Here is a 19,497-nt window from a genome sequence, read left to right as displayed (position 1 = left end):
GCAGTTTCGAGAGAATTCCCCAGCCGTTTCACTGACTCTGCCGCTCTCTCCCAGCGCGGCCCGCCTGGTGCCAGCATACGGGCAGATTCGCTGGAATCCGGGTGCTCACGTGGCGTGGTGGCGATTCGAAGACCCCGCAACGGTTCGGCAAAGTTCTCCGTCCAGGTCTTGATAAGCAGGATTAGCATGATGCTAGGATTGCACCCTAAGCATGCTGATGAAGTACAGTTGGAACAAGTTGCACTGCGGTGCATCACGCTATTGGCCAGTAGCCCGTCCAGCGGACGGGTTGCCCAAAATCACTCAAGGAGCACCTCATGAGTTTCATCGGTTTTCTTATCCTCGGCCTCCTCGCCGGCGCTCTCGCCAAGCTGATCCTCCCCGGCAAGCAGGGTGGCGGAATCTTCATCACGATGCTTCTCGGCGTCATCGGCGCGTTCCTCGGTGGCTTCATCGGTGGCAGCATCCTCGGCGTCAACCTCGGTAGCACCTTCTCGCTGATGTCGATCCTCTTCGCAGTCATCGGCGCCCTGATCGTGCTCGCCATCTACGGTGCCATCACGGGCCGCAAGCGCTCACGCGTCTAGTCAGGAGTTCCGGCTGAACCCTGGGGGAACAGCTGCCGAAGGGCGTCACCGGATCGTCGGTGGCGCCCTTCCCTTGTTCAGGGGACGCATCACCAGAGCCGGCGTCGGCAACAGAACCCAGGGCCGGCCGAGTGCATGCGCACCTACACTCGATCCAGGGCACGTCACAGCACCGGAAGGACCATCATGTTTGGCCGTAACAAGGAGAACCCAGCCATGAAGGCTGCCAGCGGGACGCTGTTCGACAAGGACGGAAACCCGAAGCCCGCGATCCTCCGCGGGATCGAGCGGGCGCTGGATGTCCAGCGCCCCCTGATCCTCTCCAATCTGAACCGGCTCCGCCGTCGCCACCCGGATGCATCACCCGCGGAACTGGCACGTTTCCTCGAGCGCGACTACCTTCGTGCGACGACGGCGGCAGGCGCAGCGGTCGGTGCCACCGCTGCGGTACCGGCCGTGGGAACCATTGCGTCCCTCGGTCTCTCGGCCGCCGCGACCGTCGGATTCCTCGAAGCCACCGCCCTCTATGCGGAATCGATCGCCGAGTTGCACGGAGTCAAGACGGTGGACCCCGAGCGGTCGCGGGTCATGGTGATGGCCATCCTCATGGGCGAGGAGGGCATGGCGCTTGTCCGCTCCATCCTTGGTGCCTCGGCCGGCCAGGGTGCTCCCCAGTACTGGGGCCAACTCGTGAACAAATCAGCGCCGACTTCGATGGTCAAGACCATCACCGGCTCCATCCAGCGCCGCTTCCTCAAGAAGTTCCTCGCAAAGCAGGGTGGCTTCATGCTCGGCCGGGCGTTGCCCTTCGGCGCCGGTGCAGTGATCGGCGGGACCGGCAACCACCTGATGGGCAAGGCAGTCATCAAGACCACGCGCGAGGCGTTCGGGCCCCTGCCGCAGACCATTCCCGGCGAACTGGCCGAGGTCCTGCAGCTGCCCGGATCAGGTTCCGAGCAGAAGCGGACCTAGCCGAAGATCGCGTCAGCGATGGCGAAGATCGCCAGCCCTGCCAGCGAACCGACCACCGTGCCGTTGATGCGGATGAACTGCAGGTCCTTGCCGACCTGCAGTTCGATCTTCCGGGATGTCTCCTCTGCGTCCCACCGACCCACTGTCTCCGAGATGACTCCGGCTATCTCGCTTCGATAGGTCCGCACCGCGTAGGAGGCGCCATCGGCGATCCAGCGGTTCACCTTCCCGGCCAGTTCCGCATCCGTGGTCAGGCGGGAACCGAAGTCCCGCACCGCCGCCTTGAACTTGGTCGTCAGTTCGCTCCCGGGGTCGTTGACCGCTTCGAGGAGGGCGTTCTTGATCGTCGACCACGTGCGCGCGGTCAGGTCCCTGACGCGCGGGTCGTCGAGGAGTTGTCCCTTGATCTCCTCGGCCTTGGCGATCGTCTCGGGCTTGTGCTGCAGGTCCTGCGCGAGCTCGCGGAGGTACTTGTCGATGGAGATGCGGACGTCGTGCTGTGGATCGTCCTGCACCGCGCGGATGAACTTCGAGAGTTCGGCGTGCACGCGATCGCCGACGACGCCGTCGACGAGTCGCGGTACCCAGGTGGGGGAGCGCTGCGCGACGACCCTCGTGACAACGGCGTAGTTCGCGTCCACCCAGTCGCCTGCACGATCCACCAGCAGGTCCACCAGCCGATGATGGTGCCCCTCGGCGAAGATGCGCTCGGCAATGCTGCCGACCGGCGGCCCCCAGGGCGGGTCGAGCAGGTGCTTCCTGACCATGGACTCGATGACGCCCTGCACGGCGTCGTCGTTCAGGACCGTGAACATCCCGCGAATCAGGGCCGCACCCTCAACGGCGACCCGGTCGGCGCTGTCCGGCTTCTCCAGCCACGCACCGGCCTTCTGCGCGATCCGCGCGGAATCGAGCTTGGCGCGGACCACGTCCTCCGAGAGGAAGTTCTCCTCGACGAACTGGCCGAGCGATTCGCCGATCTGGTCCTTCTTGCGGGGGATGATCGCGGTGTGCGGGATCTTCAGTCCCATCGGGTGCTTGAAGAGGGCCGTCACGGCGAACCAGTCCGCGAGGGCCCCGACCATGCCACCCTCCGCTGCGGCGCGGACGTACTCGAGCCACGGATAGGTATCCTGCAGGGCGAAAGCCACCACGAAGATGGCCGCCATGACCACCAGTAGTCCCGTAGCCAGCATCTTCATGCGGCGCAGGGCGGCCGCCCGCTCCGTGTCGGTGGCGGTCATCAGATCATTCACCCTCCCGAGTCTATCGAGGGAGCACGCTGGTCCGGTTGCGGTTGGGGGCCGATGGTGTCCCGATTGCGGGGTCACGTACCGTATGAGGGATATCACCGACGCGACTGAAGGGATGCCCCGTGCCCCCCGTGATCTTCGCCCACCGCGGCAGCAGCGGAACCTATGCCGAGCACACCCGTGCTGCATACCTGCAGGCGCTCGCGGACGGCGCCGAAGGCGTGGAGTGCGACGTGCACCTGACCCGCGACGGTCAGCTCGTGTGCATCCATGACACCACGCTGGAACGGACCACCGACGGGTCCGGTGACGTGGCGGACCGCACACTGGCCGAACTGCGGATGCTCGACGTGTGCTCGTGGAAGGGCGTCGGCATTCCTGCGGGGTATGGCGATGCTGCACACCAGCTCCTCGCCCTGTCCGACCTGCTGGTCCTGCTTCGCGAGTCCGGTCGGCCCATCAAGCTGGCGATCGAACTGAAGCATCCGAGCCCCTTCGGACTGAGGTTGGAGGAGGCGCTGATCGCGTTCCTGATGGACGAGGGGTGGGACCCGGAGTCATCGATGCTGGGCCTGGTCGAGGTGAGCTTCATGAGCTTCAACCCCGACTCCATGCTGCAGCTCGCCGAGTCGGTCCCGCACCATGTGCTGTGCCAACTCGTAGCGGATGTCAGCCCGCAGGAGGTGCGCGACGCCCTCAGCTTCGGGTCCATCGCCGAGGGTGCCCTCATCGCCATCATGCAGAGGGCCTTGAAGGAGGGAGAGGAACTGATCGACCGGCAGGAGATCGGTATCGCGGGGCCCAGCCTGCAATATGTGCGGGACCACCCGGAAAGAATCCAGCGGTGGATCCACGACGGCGTGCGCGTGCGGGCCTGGACGGTCAATACCGAGGAGGACGCCCGGTTCCTCGCCGGACTCGGTGTCCAGGAGTTCACCACGGATTACCCGGCCCGGATCCGGCTGGCCTTCGAGGGCAACCTGAAGTAGCCGTCCAGCAGCCGGTTCCGTTGTGGTTGAGTTGGAAAATGCAATCACCGATCGAGGAATACGCACTCGTTTCCGACCTCCACACCGGTGCGCTCATCTCCCGGAACGGCAGCGTGGACTGGTTGTGCTTTCCGCGATTCGACTCCGATTCGGTCTTCGCCGCCCTGCTGGGCACGCCGGAGCACGGCCGCTGGCTGGTCGCACCGGACTCGGCTACGGCCGAGGTGGTGAGCCGGAGCTACATCCATTCCACCTTCGTCCTCCAGACGCACTGGAGGACCACCGAGGGTGAAGTGCTGGTCACCGATTTCATGCCGGTGACCGACCGCAGGGCGAACGTGGTACGGCGCATCCAGGGACTGGCGGGCACGGTCAGCGTACGGCAGGAACTGGAGATCCGCTTCGGCTACGGCGACATCCTCCCATGGGTCAGCCAGGGCACGGACGACGGCGTCCCCGTGCTGCTGGCGATCGCCGGACCGGATGCGCTGTTGCTCCGCGGGCCCCGGCTGAGAGCAAAAGGTCACCGTCACGAGGGTATTTTCGAGGTGACTTCGGGCGACGTCGTCGACCTCGAACTCGTCTGGTACCCCTCGCACCGGGAGACCCCGCCTCCGCTCGACGTCGACGAGCAGCTCGACTCCGCCATCAGCTACTGGAAGGCCTGGGGCGCCAGTTGCGTGGACGACGGCGAGTACTCGGAGGCGGTGCGGCGCTCGCTCCTCGTGCTGCGGGCGTTGACGCACGAGGACACCGGCGGCATCGTCGCAGCTCCCACGACCTCCCTGCCGGAGCAGTTCGGTGGCGCACGCAACTGGGACTACCGCTTCTGTTGGCTCCGGGACGCCGCCCTGACACTCGAAGCCATGATGACGCACGGATTCGCCGAGGAAGCACTCGAGTGGCGCAACTGGCTCCTGAGGGCCGTCGCCGGGGATCCCGAGGACCTGCAGATCATGTATGGGCTGGCGGGGGAGCGCCAGCTGCCGGAACGCGAACTGGACAACCTGCCGGGGTACGCGGGTTCCACCCCCGTGCGTGTCGGCAACGGTGCCGTGGATCAGTACCAGGCCGACGTCGTCGGGGAAGTCATGGTGGCACTCGAGAAACTGCGCGGCCACGGAGTCACGGAGGACAATTTCTCGTGGCCCCTGCAGCGCGCACTGCTGGGCTTCGCGGAGAACCACCTCGACGACCGTGACCACGGCATCTGGGAGATGCGCGGCGAGCTGCAGTACTTCACCCACTCCCGCGTGATGATGTGGGCGGCCTTCGACTGCGCCGTCCGCGCCGTGCGGGACCACGGCCTGACAGGGCCCGAGGAACACTGGACGGAACTGAGGGACGGTCTGCGCGCCGAGATACTGGAGCGCGGTTTCAACCGCGAGCTCAACACATTCACCCAGGTCTACGACGGCACGGAGGTGGATGCATCCCTGCTGCAGCTTCCGCAGGTGGGCTTCCTCGACTATGACGATCCGATGATCCTGGGCACGGTCGAGCGGATCGAGCAGCACCTGCTGGATCCCGAGGGGCTGCTTCTGAGGTATCGCACCGGCGAGTCCGACGACGGCCTCGAGCCGGGCGAGCACCCCTTCCTCGCCTGCTCCTTCTGGTTGGTGGAGCAATATGCCCACAGTGGTCGGCTCGACGATGCCAAGCGGCTCATGGACCAGCTTGTGGGCTACTGCAACGAGCTCGGCCTGCTGTCGGAGGAGTACGACGCCGAGAACGGGCGCATGGCGGGCAACTTCCCGCAGGCCTTCTCGCACCTCGGGCTCGTGCGGGCGGCTGATGCGCTGCACGTGGCCCGCGGCGAGGCCGGTTCCCACGACGCGATGGCCCGTGAGTAGTGCCGAGGGATGCGACGGCGGGAGCCCGACCCGAGGGCCGGGCTCCCGCCGTCACGTCTGTCCTCGTCGCGCCCGGGGTGGCGCGCTAGGGGTTACGCCCGGGGTGGCGCGCTAGGGGTTACGCCCGGGTGGTGCCCTGGGGGGGCGCTCTAGACCGTGATGCCCTGCGGCTTGAGGACCACCTTGATCGTGCCGTCCGTCTTCTTCTGGAAGTTCTTGTATGCGGCCGGGGCCTCGTCGATCGAGACCTCGTGGGTCATGAGGTCCGTGACGCCCAGGGGGTCCGAGGGCTCCTCCACGATCGGCAGGAGCTCGTCCGTCCAGCGGCGCACGTTGCACTGGCCCATGCGGAATTGAAGCTGCTTGTCGAACATATTGAGCATCGGCATGGGGGTCGCTGCGCCACCGTAGACGCCGCTGAGGGACAGGGTGCCGCCGCGGCGGACGGCGTCGATCGCGGAGTGGAGGACGGTCACGCGATCACTGCCGCCGGTTTCCATCACCTTCTGCGCGAGCTTGTCCGGGAGGATGCCGACGGCGTTCTGGGCGAAGGCGCCGATGGGGGAGCCGTGTGCTTCCATCCCGACGGCGTCGACGATGGCGTCCGGTCCGCGGCCGTTGGTCATGCTGCGCAGTTCCTCGGCGGTGTTCTTCGTGAAGTCGATGGTCTCGATGCCGTGCCGCTTCGCCATTTCCCGGCGTTCCGCGACGGGCTCGACCCCGATCACCCGGTGGCCGAGGTACTTGCCGATGCGTGCGGCGAACTGGCCGACGGGTCCGAGGCCGTAGACAGCGAGCACGCCGTCCTTCGGGACGTCCGCGTACTGCACGCCCTGCCAGGCGGTGGGGAGGATGTCGGAGAGGTACAGGTAGCGCTCGTCGGGTAGATCGTGCCCGACCTTCACGGGTCCGTAGTCGGCAAAGGGGACACGCAGGTATTCGGCCTGCCCGCCGGGAACGGAGCCGTACAGCTCCGAGAAGCCGAAGAGCGCAGCACCCGACCCTGCCGCATGGACCTGTGTGGTCTCGCACTGCGACTGCAGTCCCCGCTTGCACATGAAGCAGTACCCGCAGGAGATGTTGAACGGGATGACCACGCGGTCGCCCACCTTCAGGTTGGTGACCCCCGCGCCCACTTCCTCGACGACGCCCATCGGCTCGTGCCCGAGGATGTCACCCTTGTGCATGTAGGGGCCGAGCACCTCGTAGAGGTGCAGGTCCGAGCCGCAGATCGCCGTCGACGTGACGCGGATGATGGCGTCGGTCGGCTCCTGGATGGTGGGATCAGGGACGTTCTCGACGCTGACGTTGCGCTTGCCCTGCCATGTCACTGCCTTCATGTGGCGCTCCTCCGGTTAGTAAGTAGGCTTTCCATTTCCACTATCTACCTCTTCGACACGGATGGGAAGCCGAAGCCCCTCATCCCCTAGCCTTGTCGGGTGATGCTCCTACAATCCCCGGCAGTCCGTGTCGCCCTTTCGGTGGCCATCGCCACAGGGTTGTACGGACTGTCCTTCGGCGCGCTGTCCGTCGCCGCGGGCCTCGATCTCCTGCAGACGATGGCGCTGAGCCTGCTGCTGTTCAGCGGCGGCTCGCAATTCGCATTCATCGGTGTCATCGCCGGTGGTGGGTCCGGCATCTCCGCACTGTCGGCCGCGACCCTGCTCGGTATCCGCAACGGCGTCTACGGGATGCAGATCAACGTCCTGCTGCGTCCCGCACGCTGGCGGAAACTCGCGATGGCGCACCTGACCATCGACGAATCGGTGGCGACGGCGACGGGGCAGAGCGATCCGGACGAGCAGCGGCGGGGATTCTGGGCGGCCGGAGCCGGCGTCTTCGTCCTCTGGAACCTCTTCACGCTGGTGGGCGCGCTCGCAGGCAACGCCATGGGCGACCCGGCGCGGTGGGGACTCGACGGCGCAGCGGTCGCGGCATTCCTCGGGCTGCTCTGGCCGCGGATCAGGGCGAAGGAACCCGCTGCCATCGCCGTCGTCTGCGCAGTGGTCACGCTGATCGCCGTGCCGCTCGTGCCACCCGGCGTGCCCATCCTGATCGCGGCCGTCGTGGCCGCGGTCCTCGGGCTTTCCGGCCTCGGGCCGGCGACGGAGGGCCTGGAGCCCGACGTCGAGCCGTACCCCCCGGGCTCCGCCGCTCGTGGGGCCGAGGGGGACGCATGAGCCTTTGGGGCTGGATCCTGCTGGCGTGCGTGATCTCGATCGCCACGAAATATCTGGGCTTCCTGGTGCCCGCAAAACTGCTCGACAACCCGCGGATGCTTCGTGTCGCCGGGTCGCTGACCATCGGACTGCTGGCCGCGCTGACCGCCGTCAACACGTTCGCCTCGGGTCAGACGCTCGTGCTCGACGCGCGGGTCGCGGCGCTGGTTGCTGCCGCCGTCGCGCTCTGGCTGCGGGCGCCGTTCCTGGTGGTGGTGGCCGTCGGTGCGCTCGCCGCCGGGCTGGCACGGCTGCTCGGGGCGGTGTAGGGCGAGGACAAGGGCCGGAGGGTCACGCCGTCGAACGTGGCATGGCCATGATCAGCGCGACGCCGACCAGGCAGACCGCCGAACCGATCACGTCCCAGCGATCGGGGCGGAAACCGTCGACGAGTACACCCCACGCCAGCGAGCCGGCCACGAAGACGCCACCGTACGCCGCGAGTATGCGCCCGAAATTCGGATCGGGCTGCAGGGTCGCCACGAAGCCGTAGGCTCCCAGGGCCATGATGCCGAGACCGGCCCACCACCAGGGCCTACCCTCACGGACGGCTTGCCAAATGAGCCAGGCGCCGCCGATCTCCGCCCCCCGCGGCCAGGACGAACAGCAGGGCCATGCGCAGGATCGTCATGGACTTAGTGTGCCCGAGTCCTCACTCCCGAACGCCCTACGAGCCGCTGACCACGGCGGCCGTCGCCTCCGCGATGGCCGCCTCCTCATTCGTCGGCACGACGAGGACGGGGAAGGCCGAGGCCGGTGTGCTGATCACGCGCGCCTGCTTGCTGCGCTCGCCGTTCTTCTCCTCGTCGAGCTCGAGACCGAGGGCGCCGAGCTTGGAGACCACCGCGGTGCGGAAGTTGGGCGCGTTCTCGCCGATACCGGCGGTGAAGACGAGGGCCTGGGCTCCGCCGACCGCGACGTGGTAGCCGCCGACATACTTCGCCAGCCGGTAGGACGCCACCTCGATTGCCAGCTTCGCCCGATGTTCACCGGCATCGGCGGCTTCGGCCACCGAACGCATGTCATTCGTGCCCGCCAGACCCTTGAGTCCGCTGTTCCGATTGAGGAGGGTATCGAGGTCCTTCTCGCTGTATCCCTCACGCAGGAGGAAGAGCAGGATGGACGGGTCGATGTCCCCGGACCGCGTACCCATCACGAGGCCCTCCAGCGGAGTGAAGCCCATGGACGTGTCGATGCTCTCGCCGTCGCGCACGGCCGTGATGGACGCGCCGTTGCCGAGGTGCGCGATGACGCCGGTGAAGGAGTCCGCGCCGAGCAGCTCCGCGGCCCCGCGCGCTACGTAGGCGTGCGAGGTGCCATGGAAGCCGTAGCGGCGGATGCCGAACTTCCGGTACAGCTCGTCCGGCACGGCGTAGCGCCAGGCGTGCTCGGGCAGGGTGCGGTGGAAGGCGGTGTCGAAGACGGCCACCTGAGGCATGTTCGGCCACTTCTCGGTGATGGCCCGGATACCGGTGACGGCTGCGGGATTGTGCAGGGGCGCCAGTGGATTGAGCCGTTCGATGGCCCGGGTGATCTCGTTGTCGATCAGCACCGGTTCGCTGAAGCGCTCACCGCCGTGCACCACGCGGTGCCCGACGGCGTCGATCCCGCGTCCGTCCAGTGCGGCGGCCACTTCGCCGTCCACGCGGTCGAGCGCCGCAGCGTGGTCCGGCACCTCGGCTTCGCCGATGCGTTCCACCAGGCCTTCCGCGAGGACGTCGTCGCCCTCGCGGACCTGGTACTTGAGCGAGGACGAGCCTGAATTGATGACGAGGATGATCATGGGGTCCTGTCCTGGCGAGCGGGCGGAGGGCTGGGGGTTAGGAAGCGGCGGGCTGCTGGGCCTGCACCGCGGTGATGGCGACCGTGTTGACGATGTCCTCGACGGTGCAGCCCCGCGAGAGGTCGTTGACCGGCTTGCGGAGGCCCTGGAGGATGGGTCCGACGGCGACGGCGCCGGCCGATTGCTGCACGGCCTTGTACGTGTTGTTGCCGGTGTTGAGGTCCGGGAAGATGAACACCGTCGCCTGCCCGGCCACCGAGGATCCGGGAAGCTTGGACGCTGCGACGGAGGCATCCACGGCGGCGTCGTACTGGATGGGCCCCTCCACCGCGAGGTCGGGCCGCTGTTGCCGCACGAGTTCCGTGGCACGCCGCACCTCGTCCACCGCGCCGCCGCTGCCGGACTCGCCGGTGGAGTAGGAGAGCATCGCTACGCGGGGCTCGACGCCGAACTGGGCCGCGGTCTCGGCCGAGGCGATCGCGATGTCCGCGAGCTGCTCATCGTTGGGATCCGGGTTCACGGCGCAGTCGCCGTAGACGAGCACACGGTCCTGCAGGAGCATGAGGAACACCGAGGAGACGATCTTCACGCCGTCCTTCGTCTTCACGAATTCGAGGGCGGGCCTGATGGTGTTCGCGGTGGTGTGGGCGGCGCCGGACACCATGCCGTCCACCTTCCCGAGCTGGACCATCATCGTCCCGAAGTATGCGCCTTCGAGCATACGTTCCCGCGCCTGCTCCAGCGAGACGTTCTTGTGCGCGCGGAGCCGGGCGTACTCGACGGCGAACTCCTCACGCAGCTCCGACGTCGAGGGATCCACCAGGGTGAGCCCGGTGAGGTCTATGCCCTGCCCCGTGGCGAGCTCGCGCACCTTCGCCTCGGGCCCGAGGATGGTCAGGTCGCAGACGTCCCGCCGGTGCAGGATCTCTGCGGCCTTCAGGACGCGGAGGTCCTCGCCCTCGGGGAGCACGATGTGCCGACGCTCGGACCGGGCCCGCTGGATCAGCTCGTGGAGGAAGCGCAGCGGCGTCATGTTGACCGGTCGGGGGAGCTCGAGGCGTTCGAGCAGTTCCTTCTCATCCACCCGGCGCGACCAGGCGCCGAGGGCTGCCGCTGCCTTCCGGCGCAGTCCGCTTGCGATCTCCCCGCGAACCTCGCTGACGCGGCGGGCTGCCGTATAGGTGTCGTCGTCGAGCGCGAAGACGGGGAACGGAGCCTGCGCGAGCAGGGCGAGGATATTGGGATCCGGCGCGAGCCCACCGGTCAGGATCATGCCCGAGGGCACGGGGAACTCGGGGGAGAACGACGACGCGAGGGTCGCCACGAGGACGTCCGCGCGGTCGCCGGGGACGATCACGAGGGCTCCGTCCGTCAGCAGGTGCAGGAAGTTCCCGACGTTCATCGCTGCGACACGGACGCTGACGACGTCGCGCTCGAGGTTGGAGTTGCCGGCGATCTGCCGGGCACCGAGTGCCGCGGACACCTCGGAGACGGTGGGCTGGGAGATCTCGGTCAGCTCGGGGATCACGTAGACGGGGCGCCCGGAGCGTCCGGGGCGCACGTGCTCGCTGATGGCGGTGACGGCGTCGTCCGCCGCCCGGTTCACCATCATGGCGAGCAGCGAGACCTTCGCTGCGTCGAGCTCCCGGCGGGCGACGTCGACGGCGTCCGCTGCTTCGTCGACGGACATGTCCTTGGCGCTCACGACGGCGAGGACCATGGCGCCGAGGTTGTTGGCGAGGCGGGCGTTGAGGTCGAACTCGACGGCGGCATCATTGCCGGAGAGGTCCGTTCCCTCGACGATGACGACGTCGCACTCCGCGGCGATCCCGCTGTAGATGGCGACGCAGCGCGCGTCGATCTCGGCCCGGTCGCCCGTGACGAGCAGGGCGCGGGCCTCGGCGCGGGTGAGTCCGCCGCGGGCCCGGCTGTCCGGGAGCTTGAAGGCACGCTGCATGAGGCCCACCATCGGATCAGCGGCGGGGTCGTCGCCCTCGACGATGGGCCGGAAGAATCCCACGCGGTCGGCGTGCCGGTGCAGCATGTCGGCCAGCCCCAGGGAGATCAGGGATTTGCCGGAGCCGTTGGTCATGGCGCTCACATAGATTCCGCGGGTCATGGGGCCAGTCTCGCAGGGTCCCCGGACCCTCGCCATAACCGGTGTCACGTCCCCGCACATCCCTCAGCGCAGGGCCAGGTGCGTAGAACACCCCGGGGAATCGTTCGGACAGGTGCGCGCCCGCCGCTTTCATCCTGCCATGCAGGCAACACCTGACCGTTGACGGCGGCACCACCCGGGAGTAACGTACAACCATATGGTTGTAGATATGTTGAGCGAGGACGAGGTGGACCGCCTGTTCCAGGCCCTTGCCGATGCGACACGGAGGGACATCGTGGCGCGCGTCCTCATCGCCGAATATTCGGTATCCGGCCTGGCCGAGCAGTACGACATGAGTTTCGCCGCTGTACAGAAACACGTGGCCGTCCTCGAGCGGGCCTCACTCGTCACCAAGGAGAGACGCGGACGGGAGCAGATCGTGCGGGGACAGGTCGACGGCGTGCAGAAGGCCCGCCGCCTGCTCGACGAGTACGAGGAAATCTGGCGGCAGCGAGTCGACAGGATCACGGACATCCTTGCAGCCGATGCGCAGGATGAGGACTAGGAAGGCAGCATCATGGCGGTCATCAGTACGGAGAAGGACATCGAAGCACTGAGCTTCAGGCTTGTCGCGGAATTCGACGCCGGCGTCGAGCGCGTCTGGCGGATCTGGGCGGATCCGAAGCAGCTCGAGCGGTGGTGGGGCCCACCGACATGGCCCGCGACCTTCGACGCCTACGAGTTCGAGCAGGGAGGGCGCGCGGCCTACTACATGACGGGCCCCGACGGCGAGAAGGCACGGGGCTGGTGGCGCATCACCGCAGTGGAGCCGCCATACCGCCTGGCGTTCGACGACGGTTTCGCGGACGAGAACGGTGACCCCGTGGCCGACCTCGGCGAGACGCACGCGACGGTGACCCTGGAAGACATGGGCGGCCGGACCCGCATGATCATGGTGACGGCGTTCGAGTCCCTCGAGCAGCTCAACCAGATGGTCGAGATGGGCATGGAGGAGGGGCTGAAGCTCGCCCTGGGGCAGGTGGACGCACTCCTCGCGGAGGACGCCTCGGTCTGAGGCGGGCACGTGAAGGCGCCGCCGCCCCGGATGCACCCGGGACGACGGCGCCGGCCGTGCTTACGCCGTAGCAGCCTTCGGCGTGCGGTTGGGCAGGGCGAGCTTGAAGATCTTCGCCCAGGTGGACCCGACCTGCTTGGGCAGGGGGCCCGTGGTGTACGGCAGCTTGTAGCGCGTGCAAATCTCGCGGACCTTGACGGCGACCTCGGCATACCGGTTGGACGGCAGGTCGGGGAAGCAGTGGTGCTCGATCTGATGGGACAGGTTGCCGGTCATGAGATGCATGAACTTGGAGCCGGAGATGTTCGCTGAGCCGATCATCTGGCGGACGTACCAGTCTCCGCGGGTCTCGCCCTCGACCTCCTCCTCGGTGAACGTGTCCGTGCCCTCTGGGAAGTGGCCGCAGAAGATGACGGCGTGCGCCCAGAAGTTACGGATGGCGTTCGCGGCGAGGGTGCCGTACAGGGCCTGCTTGCCGGACCCGGTGAGCATCGCGACCGCGGGGGTAGCGGCGTAGTCCTTGCTGAACTGCTTGACGACCTTGACGCCCACCGCCTTGAGATCGCGGTTCATGGCCTCCTTCGTCTTGAGGCCCTCCTTGTACTCGGGGATCTCGAGGTCGTACAGCGCGATACCCCATTCGAAGACCGGCGCCAGGATGGCGTTGTACAGGGGGTTGCCCAGGTTGAACGGGCGCCACGGCTGGTCGGGGTCCATGCGGAGCAGGTTGTATCCGACGTCCCTGTCCTTGCCGATGACGTTCGTCCAGCGGTGGTGCAGGTCGTTGTGTGTGTGCTGCCAGGAGCGCGCAGGCGTGACGAAGTCCCATTCCCACGTGGTGGAGTGGATGTCAGGATCGCGCATCCAGTCCCACTGGCCGTGCAGGACGTTGTGCCCGATCTCCATGTTCTCGAGGATCTTGGCGACGCTCAGCATGGCCGTCCCGGCGAACCAGGCGGGCTTGTACTTGCTGAACAGGAGGGTGCCACGGCCCGCGAACTCGAGGCTGCGCTGCACCTTGATGACGCGGCGGATGTAGGCGGCGTCGGTGGCCCCCCGCTTGGCGAGGATTTCGTCGCGTACGGCGTCGAGTTCACGGCCGAGCTCCTCGACCTGCTCGTCGGTCAGGTGCTTGGCGGCATCGGGGCGGACCAGGGGGTGGCCCGACGCCGCAAGGGCGCCCGGGCGGGTCAGCGTGGTGGTCATGGGGACTCCTCTGGTGGGGGATTAAAGATCGAGGTTCACGGGTCCGGCGGCAGCCGAGACGCAGGTCTGGATGAGCTGTCCGGGATTGTTGTGCAGTTCGCCGGTGCGGAGGTCCCGCACCTGTCCGGCGCGCAGCGGGATGAGGCAGCTGTGGCAGATGCCCATGCGGCAACCGCTGGGCATGAGGACGCCCGCGTCCTCGCCGATGTCCAGAAGGGGGGTGTCGCCGTCGGCCTGCACCTCACGGTCGGACTGCTCGAAGGTGACGAGGCCGCCGTCGTGCCCGGCGCCCGTCAGCAGGTCCGTGCTGAACCGCTCGATGGTCAGTGTGCCCGTGGTGGCCGCCTGCGTTCCGGCGCCGGACGAGAGGCCGGGCATGGTGCTCGCGGTCTCGAGGGCGGCCTCACGCTGCCACAGTTCCTCGGCGTTGTTCAGGAAGCCTTCGGGGCCGCAGGCGTAGGCGGCGCGTGAGCGCCAGTCCGGGCACAGGTCCGCGATGGTCTTCGCCGTGAACTCGAGCCGTCCGCGGGCGCTGGTGAACCAGTGGCGCACCGTGAGGTTGGAGAACTGGTCTGCAAGCTCGTCCAGCTCCTCGCGGAAAAGGCTTTTTTCCGGCGTGCTGTTGGAGTTGATGAGTACCACGTTCGCGTCGGGGCGACGGGGGATCAGCGTGCGGATCATCGACATGACGGGCGTGATGCCGCTGCCTGCCGTGAGCATGAGCAGGGAGCGCGGGTGCTCGGGAAGCACGAAATCACCCTGGGGCGGTGCGAGGAACAGGATGTCGCCCGGCTTCGTGTCGCGGACGAGGACGTGGGAGACGGCCCCGGCATCTTTGACGGTGATCGCCGGGTCGTGCCCGGCGGCGGTGCTCAGGGAGTAGGAACGCCAGTGGCGGACACCGTCCAGCTCCACGCCGATCCGCGCCCACTGCCCGGCCTTGTGGGCATGCCAGCCGTGGCCGGGGTGGAAGTAGATGGTGGCGGAGTCCTCGGTCTCATGCACCACGCGGGAAACGACCCCGCGGAGCTGGCGTGAGGAATACACCGGGTTGAACAGGGCCAGGAAGTCTTCCGGTGTGAGCGGTGTCGTAAGCGCGGAAGCTGCACGCGCCAGCTTTTTGAGCCGGATCATTCGGTTAACGATATAGCCTCTCCCGCTAAAACTCTTCACTCATGACATACAGTTGACGGAGAAGAATTGTCTTGACGAATTAGATGAGGTAGCTGGCGTGGGTCCTGACGAGGTAGGTGTGGCCCCACCCGAGCCGCCATGGCTGGCTCTTCCCGCGGACGTGAGCGAGCGATTGAGGCCGCTCACCCCGGACCTCGTCGACGCCATCATTCAGGCTGTTCCCCAGCTGGTCCCGGCCTACGCCCGGCCCATCGAGGGCGATTTCGGCAGGGGCCTCCGCATGGGTGTCGCGGCCGCCCTGGAGCGGTTTCTCGAATTGCCGGGCACGAGCCTGCCCGCCCTCTCCGACCAGAGCCGCCAACTGGTGGCGGGCCTCGGCCGCGGCGAATTCCGTCAGGGGCGCAGTATGGATTCGTTGCTCGGCGCCTACCGGATGGGGGCCCGCGTGACTTTCAGGGAGATGTCGCGCCGCTCCATGGAGGCCGGGCTCGGCTCGGCCGTGGTGGTGGATCTCGGGGAGTCGATCATGGCGTACATCGATGAGCTCTCCGCGGTGAGCGCCGAGGCTTACGCGTTCGCGCAGTCCGAGCGCGCCGGCGCCGTGGACCGCCGTCGTGCCGAGTTGCTGGAACTGCTCCTCCTCGGGGAGTCCGACGAGACGGTACTGCGCCAGGCCGCCTCGCTCGCCGACTGGGCCGTGCCCGCGCAACTCGCCGTCGTGACCCTTCCGCTCGAGCGCGCCCAGGGGCTCCGCCAGAGGTTGACGCCGGGCGCCATCGTGATCGAGCGGGAGACCGACGCGGTCGCCCTGGTGCCCGAACGCGGACCAGCGTGGCGCGCCGACCTCCACCGGACCCTCACGGGGAGGAGCGCGGCCATCGGGCCCGCGGGCGAGCTGGAACAGGTGGCCGAGTCGCTGCGGCTGGCGGTCCTCGCCGCGTCCATGCTGCCGCCACGCGAGGGCGATGACGAGCCGCCCGTGTGGGCGGACGAGCACCTCATCGAGGTGGTGCTGGCGGCGGAGCCCTCGGCCATCGGGGAGCTCGCCCGGCGTCGGCTCGCACCGCTGGCCGGTCTGCCTCGGAACCAGCGGCAGAAGCTCGAGGAAACCCTGCTGGCATGGCTGCGGCACTGGGGTCAGCGGACGCCCATCGCCGACGAGCTCGGGATCCACGCGCAGACCGTCGGCTACCGCGTCCTGCAGCTGCGGGAGCTCTTCGGCGACGACCTCAAGGACCCGAAGGTCCGCTTCGAGCTGGAACTGGCGCTGCGCAGCGGACGGAAGGTCCCGGCCTAGTCCCCGCTGTAGGTCGCGAGCGTCCAGAGGTGGAACAGGGCGTAGGCGCGGTAGGGGCGCCATTCCTCGGACAGGCGTTCGGCGTCCCTGATGCTCGGGTTACCCATGGCGCGCCGGGCCACGAGGTCGCCCGGCGTGAAAGCGTCCGGGTCGCGGAGCACGCGCACGGCGAGGTAGTCCGCCGACCACGGACCGATGCCGGGGATCGCGAGAAGCTCCCGCCGCAGCTGTGCCTGGTCGGCCGAGGCATCGAGGAACAACCCGTCGACGACGGCGCGTGCCACGTTCTGCACCGTCGTCGCCCGCGTGCGGGTCACGCCGACGGCTGCACGCAGCTCCTCGGGCGGTGCGTCGGCGATGACCTGCGGAGTGGGGAACAGTGTGAGGCCCGACGGCGACGCCGACCCGTAGGCGGCGGCGAGCCGACCGCCGAACGTGCCACCGGCCGCCACGGACACCTGCTGCCCGAGGACCGTCATGATGGCGGCCTCGAACGCGTCGGGATAGCCGACCGCCCTCAGTCCGGGCCGGTCGCGTACCAGCGGGCCGAGGAGCGGGTCGCCATCGAAAGCACGGGCGATGGCGCCGGTGTCCGTGTCGAGGTCCAGCCATGCCCGGGTGCTGTCGATGAGGTGCTCGAACTCGCCGTCGTCGTCCGTGTCCGCTGTCAGCCCGACGTCGTCCGGCCGGATGGTGACGGTGACGCGGCGCGGGCCGGCCGGCGTCCCGAGCATGCGTGTGTGCGTGCGGTCCGCGCGGTCCGCAACCTCACAGCCGGGGATGGCGTGGTTTGCGAGGATCGCTGCCATGGGCCCGGGTTCGAGTACGCCGTTCGGGATGAGGACAGCGCTCCGGCTCACGGGAGGATGGCGTCCACGTATCCGCCGTCCACGCGCACCGCTGCGCCCGTGGTCGCCGACGCGAGCGGGGACGCCAGGTAGGTGACCATGTTGGCGATCTCCTGAGGCTCGATCAGGCGCTCCAGCAGTGACTGGGGCCGGTGGTCCTTCATGAACTGCCGCTGCGCGTCCTCCCAGTCGAGGTCCTTGTCCACCAACTGGTACACGAAGTCCTCCACCCCGCCGGTGTGGGTGGGGCCGGCGATGATCGAGTTCACGGTGACGCCCGTGCCCCTGGCCTCCTTCGCGAAGCCGCGCGAGACGCCGAGCAGCGCCGTCTTCGAGACGCCGTAGTGGATCATCTCTGCGGGGATGACGACGGCGGAGTCGCTGGCGATGTACTGGACGCGGCCCCAGCCGGCCGTCATCATTCCGGGCAGGTACGCGCGCGTGAGCCGGATGGCGGTGAGCACGTTGACCTCGAAGTAGCGGCGCCACTCGGCGTCATCGATTTCCAGGGCCGGCCGCGCACCGAAGATGCCGAGGTTGTTGATGAGGATGTCGACGGCGGGCAGGACGGCCAGAGCTCCCGCGAGTCCTTCGTCCGTGGTGACGTCCGCCGCCACAGCTACAAGATCGGCGTCGGGCACGTCCTTGCGGATGACCTCCATGGCGCGGGAGACGCTACGGTTGCTGCGGCCGTTCACTCCCACGCGGGCGCCCGCGGAGGCGAGCGTGGCGGCGATGGCCAGTCCGATGCCCTGTGTGGATCCTGTCACGAGGGCCGTCTTGCCGCCGAGGTCGAGTGCCAATGCCATGAGGAGCTCCTGGGATGATGGGGATTGGCTTCAACCCTACGACGGCGCGTGCGGGCATTCGCCCCGCCTACCATGCCGGGGCTGTTCCGTCACATTGCGGTACGGATTGACGTGAGCAGACCTGTTGGAGAAAAAGTCCAGCCGTAGCGGGTATATTGCTCCCGGTATATGGAATACTTCCGCCTCTTCCGAGGTTGAGAGTGGCATCTGGGCGACATTCCCGCCCCATAGAAGGAGATCTACCCCCATGGCAACCGACTACGACGAGCCACGCGTTCGCCCGGAAGACCAGCCGGCCAACGAGTCCCTCGAGGCAATCCAGGCACAGCGCAGCGCGACCACGCAGACTGCGTTGATCGATGTCGAGGACGGCGAAACCGCTGAAGGGATCGACCTCCCCGGGGCCGATCTCTCGCACGAGGAACTCCTCATCCAGGTCATCCCCCAGCAGGAGGACGAATTCACCTGCATGTCCTGTTTCCTGGTGCACCACCGCAGCCAGCTTGCGCGCGAGAAGAACGGTGACAAGTTCTGCATGGAGTGCGAGGGCTGACAGCTTCCCGCAGTGCATGAAAGCCCCTGGCCCCACCGGCCAGGGGCTTTCATCGTGAGGGGCACCGATCGATGGGTGAAGAGGGTCCCACCGACATTCCCAGCCGCAGTACGGTGGTGGGATGAATTCCTCGCACGTCATCGTCCTGCCCGGCGGTGGCTACGGCATGCTGTCGGACAATGAGCGGGAGATCGTCGCCGACCGGCTGCGCTCCCTCGGACTGTCGGCCAGTATCTTCGACTATCCCGTCCAGGCACGGCACCCGGCCCCGCTCGACGCCGTCCGGGCCGAGATCCGGAGGGTGCGGTCGGCCGGAGCCGAGCGGGTGGCGCTTCTCGGCTTCTCCGCCGGAGGGCACCTCGCGGGCCACGCCGCGCTGGCAGCCGGCGAAGAAGCCGATGAGCGTGTCGACGCCGCCGTCCTCTGCTATCCCGTGGTCTCGATGGAACTCGCGACGCACCGCGGCTCCCAGGACGAACTGCTCGGGCCCGACGCTGGTGGGGAGCTCCGCGCGGCGACGTCGCTGGACCGACTGGTAACGGCCGACGCCCCGCCGTTCTTCATCTGGCACACCGCGGCGGACGAAGCCGTGCCGGTACAGCACGCGTACCTCCTGGCGCAGGCGCTCGCAGCCCACTTCGTTCCGCACGCCCTGCACGTCTTCACCGAGGGCGAGCACGGCCTGGGACTGGCCGAGGGACAGGGCGCCGCCGAACAGTGGATCCGGCTGGCCGCCGAGTGGCTCCAGGCGCGGGGCTGGTGATCGGGGCCGTCCTGACCGCAGCCCTGGCACGAGCCCGGCGTCGCGCGTCGCCTGCTCG

The 19,497-nt window shown here is 67.8% G+C and carries 19 protein-coding genes and 1 pseudogene; 11 read left to right on the top strand and 9 right to left on the bottom strand.

Going from position 1 to position 19,497, the window contains the following annotated elements; genetic code table 11:
- The first annotated feature begins 317 nt into the window (after positions 1-317).
- Together D6T63_RS09375 and D6T63_RS09370 are read left to right on the top strand one after the other, a co-directional pair.
- Positions 318-587, top strand: coding sequence for a GlsB/YeaQ/YmgE family stress response membrane protein (locus D6T63_RS09375; protein ID WP_120148729.1), 270 nt, complete (start codon positions 318-320; stop codon positions 585-587).
- 216 nt (positions 588-803) lie between these two features.
- A complete protein-coding gene (locus tag D6T63_RS09370) occupies positions 804-1,559 on the top strand; it encodes a hypothetical protein (protein WP_235830655.1) in 756 nt (251 codons plus the stop codon).
- Here D6T63_RS09370 and D6T63_RS09365 read toward each other — a convergent pair.
- A complete protein-coding gene (locus D6T63_RS09365; RefSeq protein WP_120148726.1) occupies positions 1,556-2,803 on the bottom strand; it encodes a DUF445 domain-containing protein in 1,248 nt (415 codons plus the stop codon). The two genes, D6T63_RS09370 and D6T63_RS09365, sit on opposite strands and share 4 nt — an antisense overlap.
- 131 nt (positions 2,804-2,934) lie before the next feature.
- On the opposite strand from D6T63_RS09365, the gene D6T63_RS09360 reads away from it, so the two are divergent.
- On the top strand, positions 2,935-3,801 hold the full coding sequence (locus tag D6T63_RS09360) for a glycerophosphodiester phosphodiesterase (RefSeq protein WP_120148725.1): 867 nt from the start codon (positions 2,935-2,937) through the stop codon (positions 3,799-3,801).
- 38 nt (positions 3,802-3,839) lie between these two features.
- Entirely contained in the window at positions 3,840-5,654 is a 1,815-nt protein-coding gene (locus D6T63_RS09355) for a glycoside hydrolase family 15 protein (protein ID WP_120148723.1), read from the top strand.
- Positions 5,655-5,803: 149 nt separating this feature from the next.
- Here D6T63_RS09355 and D6T63_RS09350 read toward each other — a convergent pair whose 3' ends face one another.
- Positions 5,804-6,994 carry a zinc-dependent alcohol dehydrogenase gene (locus D6T63_RS09350; RefSeq protein ID WP_120148722.1) on the bottom strand — a complete coding sequence of 397 codons (1,191 nt, stop codon included), beginning with the start codon at positions 6,992-6,994 and terminating at the stop codon, positions 5,804-5,806.
- A gap of 102 nt (positions 6,995-7,096) precedes the next feature.
- On the opposite strand from D6T63_RS09350, the gene D6T63_RS09345 reads away from it, so the two are divergent.
- Positions 7,097-7,834: an AzlC family ABC transporter permease gene (locus tag D6T63_RS09345; RefSeq protein WP_120148720.1), complete on the top strand. Its 738-nt coding sequence runs from the start codon at positions 7,097-7,099 to the stop codon at positions 7,832-7,834.
- Positions 7,831-8,142 carry an AzlD domain-containing protein gene (locus D6T63_RS09340; RefSeq protein WP_120148718.1) on the top strand — a complete coding sequence of 104 codons (312 nt, stop codon included), beginning with the start codon at positions 7,831-7,833 and terminating at the stop codon, positions 8,140-8,142. Before D6T63_RS09345 ends, D6T63_RS09340 begins: the two co-directional genes overlap by 4 nt.
- Positions 8,143-8,164: 22 nt before the next feature.
- Here D6T63_RS09340 and D6T63_RS09335 read toward each other — a convergent pair.
- The 3 genes and pseudogenes from D6T63_RS09335 to pta all read right to left on the bottom strand — a co-directional run bounded on the left by D6T63_RS09335 (position 8,165) and on the right by pta (position 11,775).
- Positions 8,165-8,504: pseudogene (locus D6T63_RS09335) on the bottom strand (YnfA family protein).
- A gap of 36 nt (positions 8,505-8,540) precedes the next feature.
- Complete coding sequence (locus tag D6T63_RS09330) at positions 8,541-9,656, bottom strand: acetate/propionate family kinase (protein ID WP_120148717.1); 1,116 nt, start codon at positions 9,654-9,656, stop codon at positions 8,541-8,543.
- Between the two features lie 37 nt (positions 9,657-9,693).
- Entirely contained in the window at positions 9,694-11,775 is a 2,082-nt protein-coding gene (pta, locus tag D6T63_RS09325) for a phosphate acetyltransferase (RefSeq protein ID WP_120148716.1), read from the bottom strand.
- A gap of 196 nt (positions 11,776-11,971) precedes the next feature.
- Between pta and D6T63_RS09320 the strand changes: the two genes are divergently transcribed.
- Together D6T63_RS09320 and D6T63_RS09315 are read left to right on the top strand one after the other, a co-directional pair.
- Entirely contained in the window at positions 11,972-12,319 is a 348-nt protein-coding gene (locus D6T63_RS09320) for an ArsR/SmtB family transcription factor (protein ID WP_120148714.1), read from the top strand.
- A 12-nt stretch (positions 12,320-12,331) separates the two neighbouring features.
- On the top strand, positions 12,332-12,829 hold the full coding sequence (locus tag D6T63_RS09315; RefSeq protein ID WP_120148712.1) for an SRPBCC family protein: 498 nt from the start codon (positions 12,332-12,334) through the stop codon (positions 12,827-12,829).
- 60 nt (positions 12,830-12,889) lie between these two features.
- Here the strand turns inward: D6T63_RS09315 and D6T63_RS09310 are convergent, their stop codons facing one another.
- Together D6T63_RS09310 and D6T63_RS09305 are read right to left on the bottom strand one after the other, a co-directional pair.
- Positions 12,890-14,035 carry a fatty acid desaturase family protein gene (locus D6T63_RS09310; protein ID WP_120148711.1) on the bottom strand — a complete coding sequence of 382 codons (1,146 nt, stop codon included), beginning with the start codon at positions 14,033-14,035 and terminating at the stop codon, positions 12,890-12,892.
- A 21-nt stretch (positions 14,036-14,056) separates the two neighbouring features.
- Positions 14,057-15,169, bottom strand: coding sequence for a ferredoxin reductase (locus tag D6T63_RS09305; RefSeq protein ID WP_120148710.1), 1,113 nt, complete (start codon positions 15,167-15,169; stop codon positions 14,057-14,059).
- Between the two features lie 97 nt (positions 15,170-15,266).
- Here D6T63_RS09305 and D6T63_RS09300 point away from each other — a divergent pair, with 97 nt between their 5' ends.
- Entirely contained in the window at positions 15,267-16,466 is a 1,200-nt protein-coding gene (locus tag D6T63_RS09300; RefSeq protein WP_235830654.1) for a PucR family transcriptional regulator, read from the top strand.
- Here the strand turns inward: D6T63_RS09300 and D6T63_RS09295 are convergent.
- Together D6T63_RS09295 and D6T63_RS09290 are read right to left on the bottom strand one after the other, a co-directional pair.
- The gene (locus D6T63_RS09295) at positions 16,463-17,326 is read right to left on the bottom strand and encodes a DNA-3-methyladenine glycosylase family protein (RefSeq protein ID WP_235830653.1); all 864 of its coding nucleotides are present in this window, start codon (positions 17,324-17,326) and stop codon (positions 16,463-16,465) included. The genes D6T63_RS09300 and D6T63_RS09295 overlap by 4 nt on opposite strands.
- Positions 17,323-18,117, bottom strand: a complete 795-nt coding sequence (locus tag D6T63_RS09290; protein WP_120148946.1) for an SDR family NAD(P)-dependent oxidoreductase — start codon at positions 18,115-18,117, stop codon at positions 17,323-17,325. Before D6T63_RS09290 ends, D6T63_RS09295 begins: the two co-directional genes overlap by 4 nt.
- 253 nt (positions 18,118-18,370) lie before the next feature.
- On the opposite strand from D6T63_RS09290, the gene D6T63_RS09285 reads away from it, so the two are divergent.
- Both D6T63_RS09285 and D6T63_RS09280 read left to right on the top strand, forming a co-directional pair.
- A complete protein-coding gene (locus tag D6T63_RS09285) occupies positions 18,371-18,676 on the top strand; it encodes a DUF4193 domain-containing protein (RefSeq protein WP_120148709.1) in 306 nt (101 codons plus the stop codon).
- 121 nt (positions 18,677-18,797) lie between these two features.
- Entirely contained in the window at positions 18,798-19,439 is a 642-nt protein-coding gene (locus D6T63_RS09280; protein WP_120148708.1) for an alpha/beta hydrolase, read from the top strand.
- The last annotated feature ends 58 nt before the right edge of the window (positions 19,440-19,497 follow it).

Source organism: Arthrobacter cheniae (assembly GCF_003602275.1).
Classification (GTDB): domain Bacteria; phylum Actinomycetota; class Actinomycetes; order Actinomycetales; family Micrococcaceae; genus Arthrobacter_D; species Arthrobacter_D cheniae.
This window is presented reverse-complemented; position numbering and strand designations above follow the sequence as displayed.

Excerpts from the sequence above, each read along its gene's own strand:
- D6T63_RS09375 (WP_120148729.1), top strand. The coding sequence starts at position 318 with ATGAGTTTCATCGGTTTTCTTATCCTCGGCCTCCTCGCCGGCGCTCTC.
- D6T63_RS09315 (WP_120148712.1), top strand. The coding sequence starts at position 12,332 with ATGGCGGTCATCAGTACGGAGAAGGACATCGAAGCACTGAGCTTCAGG.
- D6T63_RS09305 (WP_120148710.1), bottom strand. The coding sequence starts at position 15,169 with ATGATCCGGCTCAAAAAGCTGGCGCGTGCAGCTTCCGCGCTTACGACA.
- D6T63_RS09280 (WP_120148708.1), top strand. The coding sequence starts at position 18,798 with ATGAATTCCTCGCACGTCATCGTCCTGCCCGGCGGTGGCTACGGCATG.
- D6T63_RS09350 (WP_120148722.1), bottom strand. The coding sequence starts at position 6,994 with ATGAAGGCAGTGACATGGCAGGGCAAGCGCAACGTCAGCGTCGAGAAC.
- D6T63_RS09355 (WP_120148723.1), top strand. The coding sequence starts at position 3,840 with ATGCAATCACCGATCGAGGAATACGCACTCGTTTCCGACCTCCACACC.
- pta (WP_120148716.1), bottom strand. The coding sequence starts at position 11,775 with ATGACCCGCGGAATCTATGTGAGCGCCATGACCAACGGCTCCGGCAAA.
- D6T63_RS09365 (WP_120148726.1), bottom strand. The coding sequence starts at position 2,803 with ATGACCGCCACCGACACGGAGCGGGCGGCCGCCCTGCGCCGCATGAAG.
- D6T63_RS09285 (WP_120148709.1), top strand. The coding sequence starts at position 18,371 with ATGGCAACCGACTACGACGAGCCACGCGTTCGCCCGGAAGACCAGCCG.
- D6T63_RS09330 (WP_120148717.1), bottom strand. The coding sequence starts at position 9,656 with ATGATCATCCTCGTCATCAATTCAGGCTCGTCCTCGCTCAAGTACCAG.
- D6T63_RS09370 (WP_235830655.1), top strand. The coding sequence starts at position 804 with ATGAAGGCTGCCAGCGGGACGCTGTTCGACAAGGACGGAAACCCGAAG.
- D6T63_RS09345 (WP_120148720.1), top strand. The coding sequence starts at position 7,097 with ATGCTCCTACAATCCCCGGCAGTCCGTGTCGCCCTTTCGGTGGCCATC.
- D6T63_RS09310 (WP_120148711.1), bottom strand. The coding sequence starts at position 14,035 with ATGACCACCACGCTGACCCGCCCGGGCGCCCTTGCGGCGTCGGGCCAC.
- D6T63_RS09340 (WP_120148718.1), top strand. The coding sequence starts at position 7,831 with ATGAGCCTTTGGGGCTGGATCCTGCTGGCGTGCGTGATCTCGATCGCC.
- D6T63_RS09320 (WP_120148714.1), top strand. The coding sequence starts at position 11,972 with ATGGTTGTAGATATGTTGAGCGAGGACGAGGTGGACCGCCTGTTCCAG.